The organism is Hymenobacter sp. BT730 (assembly GCF_030542105.1).
Taxonomy (GTDB): Bacteria; Bacteroidota; Bacteroidia; order Cytophagales; family Hymenobacteraceae; genus Hymenobacter.
Window position 1 is genome coordinate 92163 of the sequence record NZ_JAUOFB010000002.1, and the last position, 17500, is coordinate 109662.

Consider the following 17500-nt stretch of genomic DNA (forward strand, 5'->3'; position numbering starts at 1 on the left):
GAGGTTTACCGCTTTTGTGCGGCTCGCTCCTGAAAGTCTGCTTCCTTTTCAACTTCCTTTTTATGGATTTACAACTTGCGCATAAAACCGTTCTGGTTACTGCTTCAACCGGCGGCATCGGCCTGGAAATAGCCCGTGCATTTGCCCGCGAAGGCGCCCGCGTCATTATCAATGGCCGCACTGCTGCCAGCGTGCAGCAGGCCATTACTCAGCTACGGGAGGAGTTTTCGGCGGCCGAGCTGCTGCCACTGGTAGCCGATAACGGCACCGCGGAAGGCACAGCGCGCACCATCCAGGAATATCCTGATGTGGATGTGCTGGTAAACAACCTCGGTATTTATGAAGCCACCGATTTCTTTGCTACCACCGACGAAGCCTGGCTGCGACTTTTTGAGGTGAATATTATGAGCGGAGTGCGGCTGAGTCGGCATTACTTGCGCGGCATGCTGGCCCGTAATACCGGACGTATTCTCTTCATCAGCAGCGAATCGGCACTGAACCCGGCCCCCGAAATGGCGCACTACAGCGCCACTAAGCTTATGCAGCTCTCCATTTCCCGGAGTATGGCCGAAATGACGAAAGGAACCAACGTAACCGTTAATTCCCTCTTGCCCGGCTCCACGCATACCCCCGGCGTTGAGGAGTTTATTCGGCAGGTTTTTCCGGAGGAAAAGGACTACGCCACCGCGGAACGTCGGTTTATGGCTGAGAACCGGCCCACGTCCCTGATCGGGCGCCTAATTCAGCCCCGGGAAATTGCCGATTTTACCGTATTTGTGGCCAGTCCGCTGGCCGGAGCCATTAACGGGGCCAGCCTGCGGGTAGATGGCGGCATTGTGCGCAGTGCTGTGTAAAGCCCTGTTTGTATTTAACGACAGTATCTACAAAGAGAAGCCCGGTTGCTGTCACGCAACCGGGCTTCTCTTTGTAGGCTGTTCTATTTTTTCTAAGGCAAAAACCATAAGTTTTCTACCCAACTAACTCCGCACACTGACGGGCAATTTCCAACTCCTCGTTGGTCGGAATTACCAGCACTTTTACGCGGGCACCGGGAGCCGATAAATCCCGGATGCCGGGGGCGCGGCGCTGGTTTTCCGCAGTGTCAAGGGCTATGCCGCAGAAGTCCAGATCCTGGCAGGCCAACTCCCGCACGCGGGCATCGTTTTCGCCCACGCCGCCGGTAAACACAATAGCTTCGGCACCGTTGAGGGCCGCCATAAATGCGCCGATGTATTTCTTGATGCGGTAGGCGTAGAGGTGATAGGCCAGTTGGGCACTCTCGTCGCCCTGTTCTAAGGAGCGAGTCACGTCGCGCATGTCGCTGTGGCCGGTGAGGCCCAGCATGCCGCTTTCCTTGTTGAGCAGGTTTTGCACCTGGGCGGCGGTATAGCCTAAGTGCTCTATCAGGTGAAAAATAATGGCCTGGTCGGTGTCGCCGGCGCGGGTGCCCATTACCAGGCCGTTCATGGGGCCAAAGCCCATGCTGGTATCTACGGAGAGGCCGGCGGCAGTTGCTGTCATGCTGCAGCCGTTGCCTAAGTGAATGGTGATGACGCGGGCGGCCGGGTTTTCTAAATACCGGAGTGCCTCGCCGGCCACAAACTTATGGCTGGTTCCGTGAAAGCCATAGGCGCGAAATCCGTGCTCGGTGTACAGCTTTTCGGGCAGGGCAAAGCGGTAGGCGTGGGGCGGCAGCGTGTGGTGGAAGGCGGTATCGAATACCGCCACCTGCCGGGCCTGCGGAAACAGTTGTTCCGCTACTTCCATGCCCAGCAAATTGGCTGGGTTGTGCAGCGGAGCTAAGGAAAACAGCTGCCGGATTTTCTCTTTCACCTCCGCCGTGATGAGCGTAGTATCCCGAAACTGCTCGCCGCCGTGCACGGCGCGGTGGCCCACCACCGCAATTTCATCCGGGTTCTTGATAACGCCGATTTTAGCATCGGTGAGCAGGCGCATGGCTTCCTCCAGACCGGCGCGGTGGTCTGGAATGGGCAGGGTACGGCGCACGGTGCGCTCATGCCCATCTACCATAGCGTGGTGACTCAGCAGGCCATCCGTCAGGCCAATTCGCTCAATCAAGCCCCGGCTAACGGGCTGCTCCTGGGGCCAGCGGAAGAGTTGGTACTTGAGGGAGCTGCTGCCGGAGTTGATAACGAAGATGTTCATAGGGCCGTGAAAGTAAAGACGCGCCCCGAAAGTACGGATGGAATGGGGTTCTGCCTTTGGCTCTTCACCTAAGTTGCCTATCTATTAAGAAGACGGTAATGGCAGTACTATTCCTAATAACTCATGGGTAATGGTCAGCCATAAGACCAAAGAAGCTTGGTATTGTAGGGTCATGCTCCCTACCTTGCTCAGGATGAACTTAACACTTTGCGTGCAAAGAAAACTTGATACAAGTAGCAATAGTGTAAATAGGAATTGGTGAAATAAACCCTGAAAAAATATCTTAAATGGGCAAATTGGTAGAAATTAAAACTAAGCAAAACTCATCTAGTGTAGATGAGTTTATTGGTGGTGTCTTAGATGAGCAAAAGCGTATAGATAGTCGAATTATTCTTGATTTAATGGAAAAAGCTACGAATGAGACCCCGAAAATGTGGGGGAGTTCAATGATAGGTTTTGGTAGTGTGCGGTATAAAAGCCCGGCCACCGGTAGAGAGGTGGATTGGTTTAAAATTGGTTTTTCCCCACGTAAAGCTAATTTATCATTGCATCTTATTGATCTAAAGCGCCATGCTGATACCTTAAAAGAATTAGGTAAATACAAAATCGGTGCTGGTTGTCTTTATATAAATAAACTTGAGGATGTTGATATAGAAATTTTGAAAAAAATAATTGAAGAAGCATCTAAAGGCAATTTTGCGTAGATATAACAAATAAATTATAGACTGGAATAAATTTTATACCAAATTACAATGACGAAAAAGGCAGGGGTTAAAGGAAGCCTATATGCCATACTAGCAGTAAGTGCAGGTATGGCGCTTGTTTTGCTTGTTGTATTTTTAATAAAGTTAACTACGAATCCTAATGTAGTAAAAATGATTGCCGATGATTTTCAGGAATTTGCATTCCCTGTTATAGCTGGAATTTTATCCATTTTTCTATCCGCCTATTACCTGGGTAAAATAGCAGGCGTTAAAATTGGGCGCAATAATAAGGCTCAAAGTTCAATTGGGTTTATTGCTGCTCTAAAAATTTTGACTGTATTTTCATTAATCGTTTCAATAGCTGTAGTTATTCAAATAAGTTGGCTTAGCGGTTTTGATGCCTATTTATCGTTTTATTTCCTTCTGAGGATAGCTGTGCCAATCTTTCTACTAGGATTGCCTTTAGCGTTGCTACTTGGATATGGATTTGAATATTTGCTAAGTAATAAATTAAAAAAATCATAAACGCAGCCAGTTCTTATAAACGGCCTTTTTCTTCATAGCAACTTCTACCCCTGTGCCTGAATAGCCGTCAGCAGCACCGTATTATAAATATCATCCACGGTACACCCGCGGCTTAAATCATTGACCGGTTTGTTCAGCCCCTGCAACATCGGCCCAATGGCCAACGCGCCGGTTTCGCGCTGCACGGCTTTGTAGGTGTTGTTACCGGTGTTCAAATCAGGGAAGATGAGCACGCTGGCCTGGCCGGCTACCGGCGAGCCGGGGAGCTTCTGTTGGCCGATGGCGGGGTCTACAGCCGCATCGTACTGAATGGGGCCTTCTACCAGCAAATCGGGGCGGAGCTGGTGCACGATTTGGGTGGCCAGGCGCACCTTATCTACGTCGGCGCCCTCACCGGAAGTGCCGGAGGAGTAGGAGAGCATGGCTACGCGCGGCTCAATGCCGAAGCGCCGGCTGCTGTCGGCGGATGAAATGGCAATTTCGGCCAGCTGCTCGGCGGTGGGGTTGGGGTTCACGGCGCAGTCGCCGAACACGGCCACGCGGTCCGGCAAACACATGAAAAACACCGACGACACCACCGACACGCCCGGCTTGGTTTTGATGAACTGCAAAGCCGGCCGGATGGTGTGCTGCGTGGTGTGCACCGCGCCCGATACCATGCCATCGGCCAGGCCCTTATACACCATCATCGAGCCGAAGTAGGAAACGTCTGTCATCAGGTCGCGGGCCATTTCCAGGGTTACGCCTTTGGCTTTGCGCAACTCGTAGAGCGTTTCGGCGAAGTCGTTGAACAGATCTGTTTTGGTGGGGTCGAGGAGCTGCACGCGGGTAGGGTCCAGGGGGCGCCCCAGGCGCTTGGCGGCGGCCAGAATCTGAGCCGGGTCGCCGAGGATGGTGAGGTTTACCACGTCCTGCTCCAGCAGGCGGGCGGCGGCACGCAGCACCCGGTCGTCGTTGCCTTCAGGCAGCACAATGTGCTTGCGCTGGCTGCGCGCCCATTGCAGCAGCTGGTACTGGAACATGTGCGGCGTCATGCCCTCGGGCTCAAAGGTAGCCAGCTGCTCCAGCAGCGGTGCGGTGTCCATATGCCGCTCAAACGTCTGAATGGCCAGGCGGATCTTCTTCGCGTGGCTGGGCCCAATGCGCGACTGGATGGCGCCGATGCGCGTAGTAGTCTGGAAGGTGCCGGTTTCTACCAGCACAATGGGCACCGTGGTTTGCAGGCCTTCAATCAGCCGCAGCACCGGCTCTTCGGGCATGTAGCCACTGGTGAGGACCAGCCCCGCTACCTTGGGGTAGTTGGCCGAAATATTGGCTTGCAGGGTGCTCAGAATCAGGTCAGACCGGTCGCCGGGGGTTACCACCAGCACGTTTTCCTCAATGCGCCGCAGGAAGTTGGGCACGTGCATTGAGCCATTAATGAAATGGTCGACGGTGTTGGTGAGCTGATCTTCTCCAAACAAAAGCTGCCCGCCCAGCTGGTCATAAATTTCCTGCATGGTGGGGTTGCGCAGGTCTTTTAGCTCGGGAATAACCGTGAGCAGGGCATCCGGCGGCAGCTGGTCTTTCACCTGTTGGTGCACTTCCACCACTTGCTCGGGCGCCACACGGTTCAGCACCAGCGCCAGCACCCGCACTTCGCGGTCCTGAGCCGTACGGCGAATAGAAAGCGCAGCATTCACCACCTGCTCCACCGTTTTCCCGGCCCCGGAAATCACCAGGATAACAGGAATGCTGAGGTTGCGCGCCACCGACCAGTTAATATCCAGCTCCAGGGCCGTGCTGGTGCCCACAAAGTCGGTGCCTTCCACCACCGTAAAGTCGTGCTGGGCTTCCAGGTGCTTAAACTTATGGATGATGGTGTCCAGCAGCTCGCCCTGCTGGCCGGTTTCCATCAGCCGCAGCGCCTCCTGGCCCCGGTAGGCGTAAGTATCGGCATAGGCCAGGGGCAGATTGAAGTGATGCAGCACTGTTTCGATATGCTGATCATTCTGGTTGGGAGTAGTGGGGGTGATAATGGGCTTGAAATACCCCACTTTCTGCGCTTTGCTCAGCAGCAGGTTTACCAATCCCAGCGTTACGACCGATTTGCCGCTATACGGCTCCGCCGTAGCAATAAATACACCCTTACTCATGCATCTGACCAGTTAGGTACCCGATGAACTACGGATGCGCGCAAGTTAGGTGGTGGTTGGCTTTATCGAACACCATAAAAAGCCCTTCCGGCCGAGGCAAAAGCCGAAGCATCTCATATGCTGACGTGTAGTAAAAATGCGTTTACCACACTAGCAAGATGCTTCAACTTTCGCCTCGGCCGGAAGGGCCGGCGCTTTCTACTTTAAACCGACCTACGTCAGCATGCCGCCATCAACCTGCAGCACTTGTCCCGTGATATAGGAGGAGTTATCCGAGGCGAGGAAAGCCGTGGCTTTGGCCACGTCCTCGGGCGAGCCGCCACGCTTCAGCGGAATAGCCTTGCGCCACTCATCCACCTGCTTGGGGTCGAGGGCATCGGTCATTTCCGTTTCAATGAAACCGGGAGCAATGGCATTGCAGCGAATATTGCGTGAGCCCAGCTCCAGCGCCACCGATTTGGTGAAGCCAATAATACCCGCTTTAGAAGCGGCATAATTGCTCTGCCCGGCGTTGCCTTTAATGCCCACAACCGAAGTCATGTTGATAATAGAGCCCGATTTGGCACGCATCATCGGCTTGGTGGCGGCTTTGGTCAGGTTGAACACCGATTTCAGGTTCACGGCCAGCACCTGGTCCCACTGCTGCTCGCTCATGCGCATCAGCAAACCGTCCTGCGTAATGCCGGCGTTGTTTACCAGGATATCCAGCTTGCCGAACTCCGCCACCACGTCTTCCACCAGCTTTTCGGCCTGGGCGTAGTCAGAGGCATCGGAGCGGAAGCCTTTCACTTTGGTGCCGTGCGCGCCAAGCTCTGCTTCCAGTTGCTGACCCTTCTCCACGCTGGAGAGATACGTGAAAGCAACCTGAGCGCCCAACTGGGCAAAATGCACCGCTATGGCGCGGCCAATACCTTTAGATGCGCCCGTAATGAGGGCTACTTTTCCGTCGAGCAGTTTTGTCATAGGGACGAAGGTAGCCCAACCCACAAAGCGCAGCAAGCTTGACGCCGCATCGGCCTCAATTTTCTGTCAATTGGCTCCATGTACTCCTGCACTTTAGTCCTTGGCGTATTTGCGCAGGCTCTTGGTAGCGGCCGGGTTCAGCGTGGCGGCGCGCTGCAGGTCTTTCTTGGCTTCTTTGGGTTTGTTAATGGAAGCATAGGAGATACCCCGATACTCAAAGGCATCCGCGTAAGCAGAGTCCAGGGCAATGGCCTTCGTGAAATCCGGAATGGCGCTGCGGAAATTCTGGGCCTGCATTTTAGCTACGCCCCGCCCAAAAAACGCTTCCTTATCATCGGGCCGATATTTCAGAGCTTTGGTGAAGTCGCTGATGGCGGGCGTATATGCCTCCGTTTTCAACCGGGCCAATCCGCGGTTATAATAGGCTTCGGCACTCGTAGGTTTGAGGCGCAGGGCCGAGTTGTAGTCCACAATGGCCTCTTTGTAATCCTTGAGCTCAATATGGGCTTTAGCCCGCTCCATCAGCGCATCCGGATTGCGCGGATTAGTTTTCAAGGAAGCATCGGCCGCCTTAATCTGGGCTTTGTAGTCGGCATTGGTAAGCTTGCGCGCTACGGGAGCAGCCGGCGTTACAGCGGCGGCTGGTGCTGTGCTGGAAACCGCGCCCAGTACGGCATCCTGCGCCGTGGAGTCAGTAGTGGTGGTGGCCGGTGCCGCAGCAGGCACCGCGGAGGTTGTAGGTGAAGAAGCGGCCCTGATGGGCGACTCTTTTTCCTGTGGTGTAGTAGCGCACTGGGTAGTAAGACCCAGGAAGGAGAAACCCAGGCAATAGAGAAGTAATGCTCTTTTCATTGGTAAAGTATTGCGAATTAGACGGATGATAGAGAAACTGCGGGCACTCTGCTTTACGCAAGACATTTCGGCCCGGCCGATTTTTCCGTCAACTTTACCCGTGTACGGTGCGCGCCGAAGTCTGTACCTTCGTCGCGTAAGCTTATTTCATGCTCGAAACCGATATCTGCATTCTGGGCGCGGGGCCTGGTGGCGCCACCGCCGCGCTGCACCTGGCCAACGCCGGCCAACGCTGCCTGCTGCTGGACCGCGCCACCTTCCCCCGCGACAAAGTCTGTGGCGATGCCCTCAGCGGCAAAGTATTATCTGAGCTGCGCCGCCTGGGCATGGCGCTGCCCGCCCAACTGGAAGCATCACCCATACAGCTGCCCAGCTGGGGCATCGATTTTTATGCCCCTAACGGCCGCCGCCTGGCCGTGCCTTTCCGCCCCCGCTACAACCCCCGCACCGATCAGGCTGCCGGCCACATTGCCAAGCGCTTGGATTTCGACAACTTTCTGATAGAAGAAGTGCGCCGCCACCCCGAAATTGACTTGCGCGAAGGCGTAGACGTGGCCCAGCACGAGCGGCAGCCCGACGGTCATTGGCTCCTGAAAGCTGCCGACGGCACTGCCATTGCCCGTACGCGCCTCCTGCTAGTGGCTAACGGGGCACAATCAGCGTTTGCCCGCCAGATAGGCGGCCACCAGCTAGAGCCTGACCACCATTGCGCCGGATTGCGTGCGTACTACCGGGGCGTGCAGGGCCTGCATCCTGATAATTTTATTGAGCTGCACTTCATCAAAGACTTTCTGCCCGGCTACCTCTGGGTATTTCCGCTGCCTAATGGCGAGGCCAATGTGGGCGTGGGCATGCTTACCAGCGCCGTATCGAGGAAAAAAGTAAACCTGCGCCTGCGGCTGACCGAAATGCTGGAAACGCACCCGGTACTGAAAGAGCGGTTTGCCGGAGCTGAGCGCCTTGGCCCGGTACGCGGCTTTGGGTTGCCTTTAGGCTCCCGGCGTCGCCCCTTATCGGGAGCGGGCTATCTGCTGCTCGGCGACGCTGGCTCTCTTATTGACCCGTTCAGTGGGGAGGGCATCAGCCATGCCATGGTCAGCGGCCGCCACGCCGCCGACTGGGCCGCTAAAGCCCTGGCAGCCCGGAATACCTCCGCCGAGTTTTTGAAGCAGTATGATGCCGCCGTGTACCGCCGGTTATGGCAGGAGCTGCGCCTAAGCCGGACTATGCAGCGCCTGCTGCAATTCCCCAGCCTGTTCAATTTTGTCGCCAACCGAGCCGCCAACAACCCCACGCTGGCCGAAACGCTTTCGAGCATGTTCATGGATATTGATCTGCGGGAGCGGCTGCGCCAGCCAAGCTTTTATATGAAGCTGCTGTTTGGCCGAAAACCGGGCTAAGGTTTCTACGGAGTTAAAAGACAAGAGCAGCTACCCCATCCGGAGTAGCTGCTCTTGTCTTTTAACTCCGTAGCAGAAGATTACTTCTTACCGTATTTGCGCAGGCTTTTAGCAGCGGCCGGATTCAATTTCACGGCTTGCTCCAGGTCCTTCTGCGCTTCTTTGGGCTTATTGATGGAAGCATAGCAAATGCCGCGGTACTCATAGGCATCGGCATAGTTGGCATCCAGCGTAATAACTTTAGAGAAGTCACCCAGGGCCGATTTATTGTTACCGGTTTGCATTTTGGCTACACCACGGGCAAAGAAGGCTTCTTTATCGTCGGGACGCAGGCGAATGACTCTGCTCAGGTCACTGATGGCGGGCGTTAGCTCCTCGTTCTTTAAATGGGCCAGGCCCCGGTTGTAATAAGCGTCCGTGTTGGTAGGGTTCAGCTTCAGGGCCGCATTATAGTCCTTTATAGCATCCGGGTAGTCCTTCAGCTGCAGGTGTGCTTTGGCACGGGTCAGCAATGCCTCTTCGTTTTTAGGATTGCCAGCCAGGACTTTATCAGAGGTTAGGACCTGCTGCTTGTAATCAGCTGTCGTCAGCTTTTTGGGTGGCAGCACAGCCGGGGCTACAGTAGAAGTTACAACGGCAGGCTGTTGCTGAGCGGGCGGGGTAGTAGAGGTAGCCGCCGGAACAGCAGTTTGCGCCGAGGCCGTATAGCCCAGAGAAACTGTTAATAAACCAGCTGCCAATAGAGAGAAGCAGTGTTTCATGACTAATAGAAATGCTGAGATTGTTGAAAAAGGTGGGGCAAAAGCCGTAGAAATCTGCCAGACAATATCCGGGCCAGCTATTTGCCTTCGCCTCATTCGGAACTGATTGATTTCCGTGTCTATCTTTACTCCCGCTTTGCAGAAACAAACAACGTAGCACCAACCCGCTGCGGAATAAACAAGGCAAAGTTTTTCAAAAATACGGGAAGACCGGTCTTCCCTCCAAGCATTTATTCCAAGATATGGCATTGCAATTCGACCTGGTCGTGATTGGCAGCGGTCCGGGCGGCTACGTAGCCGCTATTCGGGCTTCGCAGCTGGGGCTGAAAGTAGGGGTGATAGAGCGTGAGTCGCTCGGTGGTATTTGCCTGAACTGGGGCTGCATACCCACCAAAGCGCTGCTGAAAAGCGCGCAGGTGTTTGAATACCTCAACCACGCCGCCGAATATGGTCTGAAAGCCGATGGAGTAGGCTACGACTTTGGAGCCGTCATCAAGCGCAGCCGCGGCGTAGCCGACGGCATGAGCAAGGGCATCAACTTCCTGTTCAAGAAAAATAAGATTGAAGCCGTGATGGGCACCGGCAAACTGCTGGCCCCTGGCAAAGTAGAAGTTACCGCCGCCGACGGCACCAAGCAAACGGTAGAAGCCAAGCACATTATTCTGGCTACCGGAGCCCGCTCCCGCGAGCTGCCTGCCCTGCCCATTGATGGCAAGAAAATCATTGGCTACCGCCAGGCGATGGTGCTGCCCGAGTTGCCCAAGCGCTTAGTGGTAGTAGGTTCCGGCGCCATCGGTGTGGAGTTTGCCTATTTCTACCGCACTATGGGCTCTGAGGTGACGGTGGTAGAGTACCTGCCCCGCATTGTGCCCGTGGAGGACGAAGAAGTATCGCGCCAGATGGAGAAGTCGTTCCGCAAGATTGGCGTGAACGTGCTGACCTCGGCCGAGGTAACCAAAGTGGATACCAGCGGTGACGGCTGCAACGTCACCATCAAAACCGCGAAAGGTGACCAGCAGATTGCCTGCGACGTGGTGCTGAGCGCTGCCGGCGTAGTTACTAACCTCGAAAACCTGGGCCTGGAAGAGCTGGGCATTAAAGTAGAGAAAGGCCGCGTGCTGGTAGACGATTTCTACCAGACCAACGTGCCCGGCATCTACGCCATTGGTGACATTGTGCCCGGCCCCGCGCTGGCACACGTAGCCTCGGCCGAGGGCATTATCTGCGTGGAGGCCATTACTGGTCACCACCCCGAGCCGCTCAACTACCAGAACATTCCCGGCTGCACCTACGCTTCGCCGGAAATTGCCTCCGTCGGCCTGACGGAAGCCGAAGCCAAAAACCAGGGCTATGACATTCTGGTGGGTAAATTCCCCTTCTCCGCCTCCGGCAAAGCCTCCGCTGGTGGTGTGAAGGACGGTTTTGTGAAGGTGATTTTCGACAAGAAATACGGCGAGTGGCTGGGCGCCCACATGATTGGCGCCAACGTGACGGAAATGATTGCCGAGGTAGTGGTAGCCCGCAAGCTGGAAACCACCGGCCACGAAATCATTAAGGCTGTGCACCCGCACCCTACTATGTCAGAAGCCATTATGGAAGCTGCCGCTGCGGCCTACGGCGAGGTAATTCACCTGTAAGCGCTGCAGCATTTAAACAAAAAGGCCCTGTCAGGAATGACAGGGCCTTTTTGTTTAAAATCGACTTAGCTGTAAACAGGGTTTAGTAACTGGCAGGCTGCTTTTTTATCATTTGCCATCCTGATAAAGCAGTGGAGAAGCTACGCCGGTTACGCTCAGCGGCACGTTTCTAATGGTAACTACAGCACAAACGTAAGGCCTGCTACTTCACAGCAGCTCGCTCCAACGCCACCCGGTCCCACTTGGCCAGCGCGGCAGCGGCGGTGTAGGTGCTTTCCAGAAACTCCAGAAGCAGTTTTTCCGGGTCAGGGACGGTGCGCACGGCTTCGTAAGGCAGAATAAATTCGCCGAGGTCCTTATCGTAGTAAGCGGGGGCGGGCACTTTGGCCTGGGCAAATTCGCTGGGTTGGGGATATACGTAGCTGTAGTAAGATGCCTCGTAGCCCCCGCCGCCGGGCCACCAGCCGGCACTGCTTACCTCGTGCGAATATGCTTCCCGCATAACCCATGGGGCCAGGTTATGCGCCCCGCCCGGATGGGCCGGCGCCGTCCGACCGGAGAAGCGGGATACGGCCAGATCGAAGCTGCCCCAGAAAAAGTGCACCGGGCTGCTTTTGCCAATAAACCGGCTGCGAAACTCACTCAGCACCCTTGCCGATTCCAGCAGAATACGCCAGCATCGGTGTACCGCATCGGCATCATATGGTACTGGCTCAGTCTGCTTATCGAAGGGCGTATTTAGCTCGGCCACTTCTACCGGCATAATCCACAGGTGAACATGCACTCCCAGGTCGCTCAGAGCGGTCTGATACTGCTGGTAGAAGTCAGCCACCGATTTTATATCGGGCAGGCGGAGGGTGCGGGTGTCGCCGTTGCAGGTGAACAGTCGCAACTCATGGTCGTGGAAATCGAAGAGTGCTTCCAGACTACCGCCTGCGTAGGGTATGGCCGAGGTGGTGAGGCCGCGGGGCGTGACGTAGAACGGTACCTGCCACCAGTGATTCACAAGCGGACTGAGCGTGAGGCGGGTTTTGCCCACAATCTGCAGGTACATGTGCAGGGCGCGGCGCGTGGGCTCCCAATCGGAGGCGGGCAGGGCGGGCCAGCGCTCAGCGATAGTTAGCGGGGTTGGCATAGGCGGCAGAAGTCCGGGGAATGTCAGCCGGGGCCTTCGCCGGATAAGTTACGGACTATGGTGGTTAAGCTGGATGTTCTTAGGCTACCGACTAGTCAGATGCAAAAGACTGGTTTTGTTAATATCAAAAGCAAATACTCCTGCGGTTGTAGTAGCTATTACTATTCATATGCTTAAAATAATCATAATTGCGAAATATATGATAAATAGAATAAAATCAACGAACGTTATTCTCCGTTCTTCAAAAATATCTTTTGTATTACCCCTTGATGGTGCTACTAGTTCTTGGCTTTGAATATTTACGCTAATAATACGTAAAACTTGATATAGAAGAAGTAGAATGATTGTATTGCGTAGTCCAGTCGCCGCATGGCCACGAAAGTTTGATAACGACGGGTCGAGCCTAAGTTGAAAATATAGATATAAATGAATTAAAGCGAAGCAAATCCATATAAAATATACTGTTAAATTTATAAGTGACTTATAGTTAATCAAGTATAGTAGAGAATGTGTCCCCAAAGTGTAAAGCAAGAGCAATTGTCTATTTGAATTAAAGCTATTATCGAAATAAAATAAATAACCACAAATAGATGTTGTTAATATGTAGAGTATTATAGAAATTTTGTCCCATGCGTTAAGTCTGTCAAAGTAAAATATGGATTGACGCATGTTAGCTTTGTTATTACAGATAAGTAGGTGTGGTTACAAAAATACCATGGTTCCTTGGTTTCGGCAACCGGTGTTCTTTGCGAAAAAAATCCATAAAGCATAACTCTGTTGACATGCTTTATGAAACCTGAAGCGCCAATATAGCCGCGTACTCTCAATCCTGCACCGCTTCCAGCGGCACCGGCTCCGTACCCTTCGGCAGCACCTCTTTCGGTCGGCGACTGACCAGCCACACGCCCGCAAAAATCAGCAGCGCCTGCAGGAATTTGCCCCAGGTAAATACATCCTTGCCCAGAGAAATAGCAATGGCAGCCGCCAGCACCGGCTGCAGATACACATACACGCCCAGCAGGGCAGGGGAGGCGTATTTCAGGGCCCAGTTATTGAGCAGGTAAGCCAGAATGGTGAGAAACACCACCATATACACCAGCTCGGCCCAGATGAAATGCGGCAACCGGGCATACTCAATGGCGGTTACCTGTTGCCAGCCCACCGGCACCGCCACCACGGCGCCCACCAGAAATATGCGCGCCAGCACCGTGAAGGGGTGGTATTTGCGCATCAGCGGCGTCACAATCACTAGGTAAATGCCGAAGGCCGTGGCATTAAGCAGAATAAATACGTTGCCCAGCGTGCCATCCTGCCCCGGCACGGCCACCGCTCCATGGCCCCGGCCCAAAATAATAAACGCCGCGCCCACAGCCGCCAGCAAAATGCCCAGCGCCCGTGTAGGCGTAATTTTCTCGCCCAGCAGCACCGCCGAAGCCAGCACTACCACAATGGGCGCCACCGTCTGAATAAGCGAGGCATTGATGGGCGAGGTCAGATTGAGGCCTGCGAAAAACAGCAGCTGGTTTAGCCCAATACCAATAACGCCGCACAGAATAGAGCGGATGGTATCAGCACGGCCCCGGATGCGGTCCTGGGTAACCAGGCGGCTGAGTATCCCGAAGAAGATGGCCGCCCCTGCTATGCGCAGCGCCACCACGCCAAACGGCCCGGCGTAGCGCGGCATAATGTCTTTAGACAGACTGTAGGCTGCCGCGTAAATCAGCGTCACAAACAAAAGCGCGGCGTGGACGCGGAAGGAGTTTTTCATGCCCAACGAAGGTAACAGAGATGCAACACGCGGCCTTCATCCCCACGTACCTTTACGTATCCACTCATTTGCTCCCGCATGGCTACCGGCTCCCTGTTCGATACTGATTCTCCCGCCCCTCAACCCCACACTCCTCGTCCCGGTGCGCCCTTGGCCGAGCGGATGCGTCCGCGCACCCTGGAGGAATATGCCGGGCAGCAGCATCTGGTGGGGCCTGAAGGAGTGCTGCGGCGGTATTTAAATGCCGGCCGCCTGCCTTCGCTCATTTTATGGGGCCCACCCGGCGTAGGCAAAACCACGCTGGCCAATTTGCTGGCCCAGGAGCTGGGGCAGCCGTTTGCCTCCCTCAGCGCCGTGAATGCGGGGGTGAAAGACGTGCGTGAGGTGATTGAGCGCGCCCGCAAGCAGCGCGGCACCGTGTTGTTTATTGATGAGATTCACCGCTTCAGCAAGAGCCAGCAGGATGCGCTGCTAGGGGCTGTGGAGCAGGGGATTGTCACGCTGATTGGCGCCACCACGGAAAACCCGTCGTTTGAGGTAATTCCCGCCGTACTGAGCCGGGCGCAGGTGTACGTACTGGAGCCGCTGGACAAGGAAATTCTGACCGGGCTGGTAGACAAAGCCCTGGCTGAAGATGAAATCCTGAAGCAGAAGAAAGTGCGGGTGCAGGACTACAATGCCCTGCTCACCATTTCCGGCGGCGACGCCCGCAAACTGCTCAACCTGCTGGATATTGTGGTGGAAGCCAGCCGCCCCGACCCTAAATCCGGCGAAATCATCATCACTGATGAAGGTGTGCAGCAGCTGGCTCAGCAGCACCTGGCGCGCTACGACAAAGGCGGCGAAATGCACTATGACGTCATTTCCGCCTTCATCAAAAGCATCCGCGGCTCCGATCCTAATGCCGCGCTCTACTACCTGGCCGTGATGCTGGAAGGCGGCGAAGACGTGAAGTTTATTGCTCGCCGCCTGCTGATACTGGCTTCGGAGGATGTGGGAAATGCCAACCCCAACGCTCTGCTGCTGGCGCAAAGCTGCTTTCAGGCCGTCACGGTTATCGGCTTGCCGGAGTCGGATATTATACTGGGGCAGACAGTGGTGTACCTGGCCACTTCGCCCAAGAGCAACGCCAGCTACAAGGCCATTCGGGAGGCGCGGGCTTTGGTGCGGCAGCAGGGCGTAGAGCCCGTGCCCATCCCGCTACGCAATGCGCCCACCAAGCTTATGAAGCAGCTCGGCTACGGCACCGAGTACCAATACTCCCACGACTATCCCGGCAACTTTGCCTACCAGGAGTTTATGCCCGAAAAGCTCAGCGGTACGGCCTTTTATCAGCCCGGAAATAATCCTACGGAAGATAAAATCCGGGAACGGATGCGTCAGCTCTGGGGGGAGAAATATGGTTACTAGGGCTGGTGCCTGATAAACGGGCGTGAGGTGTCTATTGAAGGTATGGGCACGGCCAGTGCGTTTGCTTTGGTGAGGCGCAACCCATGGCCAAAAATCACCTCTATGGGAATACCGAAAGCCAGTTACCTTTGTTTAGTAGCGGATATACCTTTTTCTCTAGCAAATGAGACAATTTTTGAAATATGTACTGGCTTCTTTTGTGGGGCTGATGTTATTTGCCATAGTGGGCTTTGCGCTGCTGATGGGACTGGTAGTGGCCCTGGCATCGGCGGGCGAGGAAGTAACTGTGGCTAGTAACTCCGTGCTGGAAATTAAGCTCGACAAGCCTGTGACTGAGCAGGAAAGACGCGAGTCGTTTGCTTCCATGCTGACAAATAAGGCCGATAACATTGGCCTAGACCAGATTAAGGCCAGTATACGCCGGGCCAAAACCGACGAGGACATTCAGGGTATTTTCCTGAATGTAGAAATGGCGCAGGCTGGTATGGCCTCGCTGGAAGAAATCCGGGATGCCCTTCTCGACTTCAAGAAGTCGGGTAAATTTGTGGTGGCCTACAACGATATGGCTTCGGAAAAGAGCTACTACCTCGCCTCCGTTGCCGATAGAATCTACCTCAATCCGCAGGGTACGCTGGAGTTTAATGGCCTAAGCTCGGAGACGTTCTACTACACCAATCTGTTCAAGAAAGCCGGTATCGAGCCCTATATCTTCCGTGTAGGCTCGTTTAAAAGTGCGGTGGAGCCGTTCTTCCGCGAGAATATGTCGGATTCTGCCCGGCTGCAGACCACTTCATTCCTGAACTCCATCAATAACTTTACCCTCAGCCACGTGGCTGCCGCCCGCGGCATTGAGCCCGCCCGCCTCAAAGTTATCAGCGACTCCATGCTGGTGCACAATGCCGAAGATGCCAAGCGCCTGGGCCTGGTGACCCATCTGGGGTACTATGATGAGGCTTCTGACTTCATGAAGCGCAAGCTGAAACTGGAGAAGAAGGCCAAACTGAGCCTGGTACCCTTAACCGACTACGCCAAAGGCCTGGATGAGGCAGAAGGGGGCAGCAACCGCATTGCCGTTATCTATGCCGATGGCGACATTGTAACCGGTAAAGGCAGCAACAGCAGCATTGGTAGCACCCGCTTCGCCGAAGCCATTCGCAAAGCCCGCCTAGACGATAAGGTGAAGGCCGTGGTACTGCGTGTAAACTCACCGGGCGGCTCTTCGCTGGCCTCCGACATTATCTATCGGGAAGTGGTGCTCACCAAAAAAGTGAAGCCCATAGTGTGTTCTATGTCCGATGTGGCAGCCTCGGGTGGCTATTTCATTGCCATGGCCTGCGACACTATTGTGGCGCACCCCAATACTATTACGGGCAGCATTGGGGTGTTTGGCATTCTGCCGAACATTCAGCCTATGCTGCGCGATAAGCTCGGCATCACCACCGACCGGGTAACCACCGGTAAGTTCTCTGATATTCCTACCATCACGCGTCCGCTCACGGCCTACGAAAAGGCCCAGCTACAGAAAGAAGTGGACCGCATCTATGCCGACTTTACTACAAAAGCGGCTCAGGGTCGCAACATGCCGGTAGAGCGTCTGCGGCGCTTCGCCTCCGGGCGGGTATGGTCGGGCACGGAAGCAAAGCAGCGTGGCTTGGTAGATGTGCTGGGCTCCTTTGATGATGCCCTACGCATTGCCGCCCGCCGGGCGCATCTGGAGAAGGGCGACTACCGGGTCATGAATCTGCCGCGGCAGAAATCCTTCATGGAATCGATGTTCAGCAACTTCAATGAAGAAGTGCGCATGCACTTGGTACGGGAAGAAATGGGTCCGATGTACCCCGTATACGAGCAATACAAGAAGCTGTCAGAAATGAGTGGTGTACAGGCCCGTATGCCGTTTGAACTGAATATTCAATAACCAAAAATCTACTGTCATCCTGAGCTGGCGAAGGACCTTCTTACGCAGTAACGAGTCGTTATAACGATAGTCGGGCTTGCGGGAGAAGGTCCTTCGCCAGCTCAGGATGACAGTTTTTATGAGCCC

Annotated in this window: 14 protein-coding genes; 7 read left to right on the plus strand and 7 right to left on the minus strand. The window is 54.8% G+C overall.

Annotated features, from left to right (window positions below):
• The first annotated feature begins 62 nt into the window (after window positions 1–62).
• Window positions 63–854, plus strand: coding sequence for an SDR family NAD(P)-dependent oxidoreductase (locus Q4G72_RS07380; protein ID WP_303310773.1), 792 nt, complete (start codon window positions 63–65; stop codon window positions 852–854).
• 115 nt (window positions 855–969) lie between these two features.
• Here Q4G72_RS07380 and Q4G72_RS07385 read toward each other — a convergent pair whose 3' ends face one another.
• On the minus strand, window positions 970–2166 hold the full coding sequence (locus Q4G72_RS07385) for an acetate/propionate family kinase (RefSeq protein ID WP_303310774.1): 1197 nt from the start codon (window positions 2164–2166) through the stop codon (window positions 970–972).
• Between the two features lie 287 nt (window positions 2167–2453).
• On the opposite strand from Q4G72_RS07385, the gene Q4G72_RS07390 reads away from it, so the two are divergent.
• Complete coding sequence (locus tag Q4G72_RS07390) at window positions 2454–2870, plus strand: DUF1801 domain-containing protein (RefSeq protein ID WP_303310775.1); 417 nt, start codon at window positions 2454–2456, stop codon at window positions 2868–2870.
• A 48-nt stretch (window positions 2871–2918) separates the two neighbouring features.
• On the plus strand, window positions 2919–3395 hold the full coding sequence (locus tag Q4G72_RS07395) for a hypothetical protein (RefSeq protein ID WP_303310776.1): 477 nt from the start codon (window positions 2919–2921) through the stop codon (window positions 3393–3395).
• A 44-nt stretch (window positions 3396–3439) separates the two neighbouring features.
• On the opposite strand, the gene pta is transcribed toward Q4G72_RS07395, so the two are convergent.
• From pta to Q4G72_RS07410, 3 genes are all read right to left on the minus strand, one after another.
• Complete coding sequence (pta, locus tag Q4G72_RS07400; RefSeq protein ID WP_303310777.1) at window positions 3440–5530, minus strand: phosphate acetyltransferase; 2091 nt, start codon at window positions 5528–5530, stop codon at window positions 3440–3442.
• Between the two features lie 213 nt (window positions 5531–5743).
• Complete coding sequence (gene fabG, locus Q4G72_RS07405; protein ID WP_303310778.1) at window positions 5744–6493, minus strand: 3-oxoacyl-[acyl-carrier-protein] reductase; 750 nt, start codon at window positions 6491–6493, stop codon at window positions 5744–5746.
• Between the two features lie 93 nt (window positions 6494–6586).
• Window positions 6587–7345 carry a tetratricopeptide repeat protein gene (locus Q4G72_RS07410; RefSeq protein ID WP_303310779.1) on the minus strand — a complete coding sequence of 253 codons (759 nt, stop codon included), beginning with the start codon at window positions 7343–7345 and terminating at the stop codon, window positions 6587–6589.
• Window positions 7346–7494: 149 nt separating this feature from the next.
• Here Q4G72_RS07410 and Q4G72_RS07415 point away from each other — a divergent pair, with 149 nt between their 5' ends.
• Complete coding sequence (locus tag Q4G72_RS07415; protein WP_303310780.1) at window positions 7495–8745, plus strand: NAD(P)/FAD-dependent oxidoreductase; 1251 nt, start codon at window positions 7495–7497, stop codon at window positions 8743–8745.
• 80 nt (window positions 8746–8825) lie between these two features.
• On the opposite strand, the gene Q4G72_RS07420 is transcribed toward Q4G72_RS07415, so the two are convergent.
• The gene (locus Q4G72_RS07420) at window positions 8826–9506 is read right to left on the minus strand and encodes a tetratricopeptide repeat protein (RefSeq protein WP_303310781.1); all 681 of its coding nucleotides are present in this window, start codon (window positions 9504–9506) and stop codon (window positions 8826–8828) included.
• Between the two features lie 242 nt (window positions 9507–9748).
• Between Q4G72_RS07420 and lpdA the strand changes: the two genes are divergently transcribed.
• Window positions 9749–11143, plus strand: coding sequence for a dihydrolipoyl dehydrogenase (gene lpdA, locus Q4G72_RS07425; protein WP_303310782.1), 1395 nt, complete (start codon window positions 9749–9751; stop codon window positions 11141–11143).
• A gap of 202 nt (window positions 11144–11345) precedes the next feature.
• Here the strand turns inward: lpdA and Q4G72_RS07430 are convergent, their stop codons facing one another.
• Both Q4G72_RS07430 and Q4G72_RS07435 read right to left on the minus strand, forming a co-directional pair.
• A complete protein-coding gene (locus tag Q4G72_RS07430; RefSeq protein WP_303310783.1) occupies window positions 11346–12278 on the minus strand; it encodes a DUF5996 family protein in 933 nt (310 codons plus the stop codon).
• 823 nt (window positions 12279–13101) lie between these two features.
• Window positions 13102–14046 (minus strand): DMT family transporter, encoded by a 945-nt coding sequence (locus tag Q4G72_RS07435; protein WP_303310784.1) that lies wholly within the window; start codon window positions 14044–14046, stop codon window positions 13102–13104.
• A gap of 162 nt (window positions 14047–14208) precedes the next feature.
• Between Q4G72_RS07435 and Q4G72_RS07440 the strand changes: the two genes are divergently transcribed.
• Window positions 14209–15456 (plus strand): replication-associated recombination protein A, encoded by a 1248-nt coding sequence (locus Q4G72_RS07440; protein WP_303311239.1) that lies wholly within the window; start codon window positions 14209–14211, stop codon window positions 15454–15456.
• Between the two features lie 163 nt (window positions 15457–15619).
• Window positions 15620–17374 (plus strand): signal peptide peptidase SppA, encoded by a 1755-nt coding sequence (sppA, locus tag Q4G72_RS07445; RefSeq protein ID WP_303310785.1) that lies wholly within the window; start codon window positions 15620–15622, stop codon window positions 17372–17374.
• The last annotated feature ends 126 nt before the right edge of the window (window positions 17375–17500 follow it).

Coding starts and splice junctions, on each gene's coding strand:
- Q4G72_RS07380 (WP_303310773.1), top strand. CDS start 63: ATGGATTTACAACTTGCGCATAAAACCGTTCTGGTTACTGCTTCAACC.
- Q4G72_RS07385 (WP_303310774.1), bottom strand. CDS start 2,166: ATGAACATCTTCGTTATCAACTCCGGCAGCAGCTCCCTCAAGTACCAA.
- Q4G72_RS07390 (WP_303310775.1), top strand. CDS start 2,454: ATGGGCAAATTGGTAGAAATTAAAACTAAGCAAAACTCATCTAGTGTA.
- Q4G72_RS07395 (WP_303310776.1), top strand. CDS start 2,919: ATGACGAAAAAGGCAGGGGTTAAAGGAAGCCTATATGCCATACTAGCA.
- pta (WP_303310777.1), bottom strand. CDS start 5,530: ATGAGTAAGGGTGTATTTATTGCTACGGCGGAGCCGTATAGCGGCAAA.
- fabG (WP_303310778.1), bottom strand. CDS start 6,493: ATGACAAAACTGCTCGACGGAAAAGTAGCCCTCATTACGGGCGCATCT.
- Q4G72_RS07410 (WP_303310779.1), bottom strand. CDS start 7,345: ATGAAAAGAGCATTACTTCTCTATTGCCTGGGTTTCTCCTTCCTGGGT.
- Q4G72_RS07415 (WP_303310780.1), top strand. CDS start 7,495: ATGCTCGAAACCGATATCTGCATTCTGGGCGCGGGGCCTGGTGGCGCC.
- Q4G72_RS07420 (WP_303310781.1), bottom strand. CDS start 9,506: ATGAAACACTGCTTCTCTCTATTGGCAGCTGGTTTATTAACAGTTTCT.
- lpdA (WP_303310782.1), top strand. CDS start 9,749: ATGGCATTGCAATTCGACCTGGTCGTGATTGGCAGCGGTCCGGGCGGC.
- Q4G72_RS07430 (WP_303310783.1), bottom strand. CDS start 12,278: ATGCCAACCCCGCTAACTATCGCTGAGCGCTGGCCCGCCCTGCCCGCC.
- Q4G72_RS07435 (WP_303310784.1), bottom strand. CDS start 14,046: ATGAAAAACTCCTTCCGCGTCCACGCCGCGCTTTTGTTTGTGACGCTG.
- Q4G72_RS07440 (WP_303311239.1), top strand. CDS start 14,209: ATGCGTCCGCGCACCCTGGAGGAATATGCCGGGCAGCAGCATCTGGTG.
- sppA (WP_303310785.1), top strand. CDS start 15,620: ATGAGACAATTTTTGAAATATGTACTGGCTTCTTTTGTGGGGCTGATG.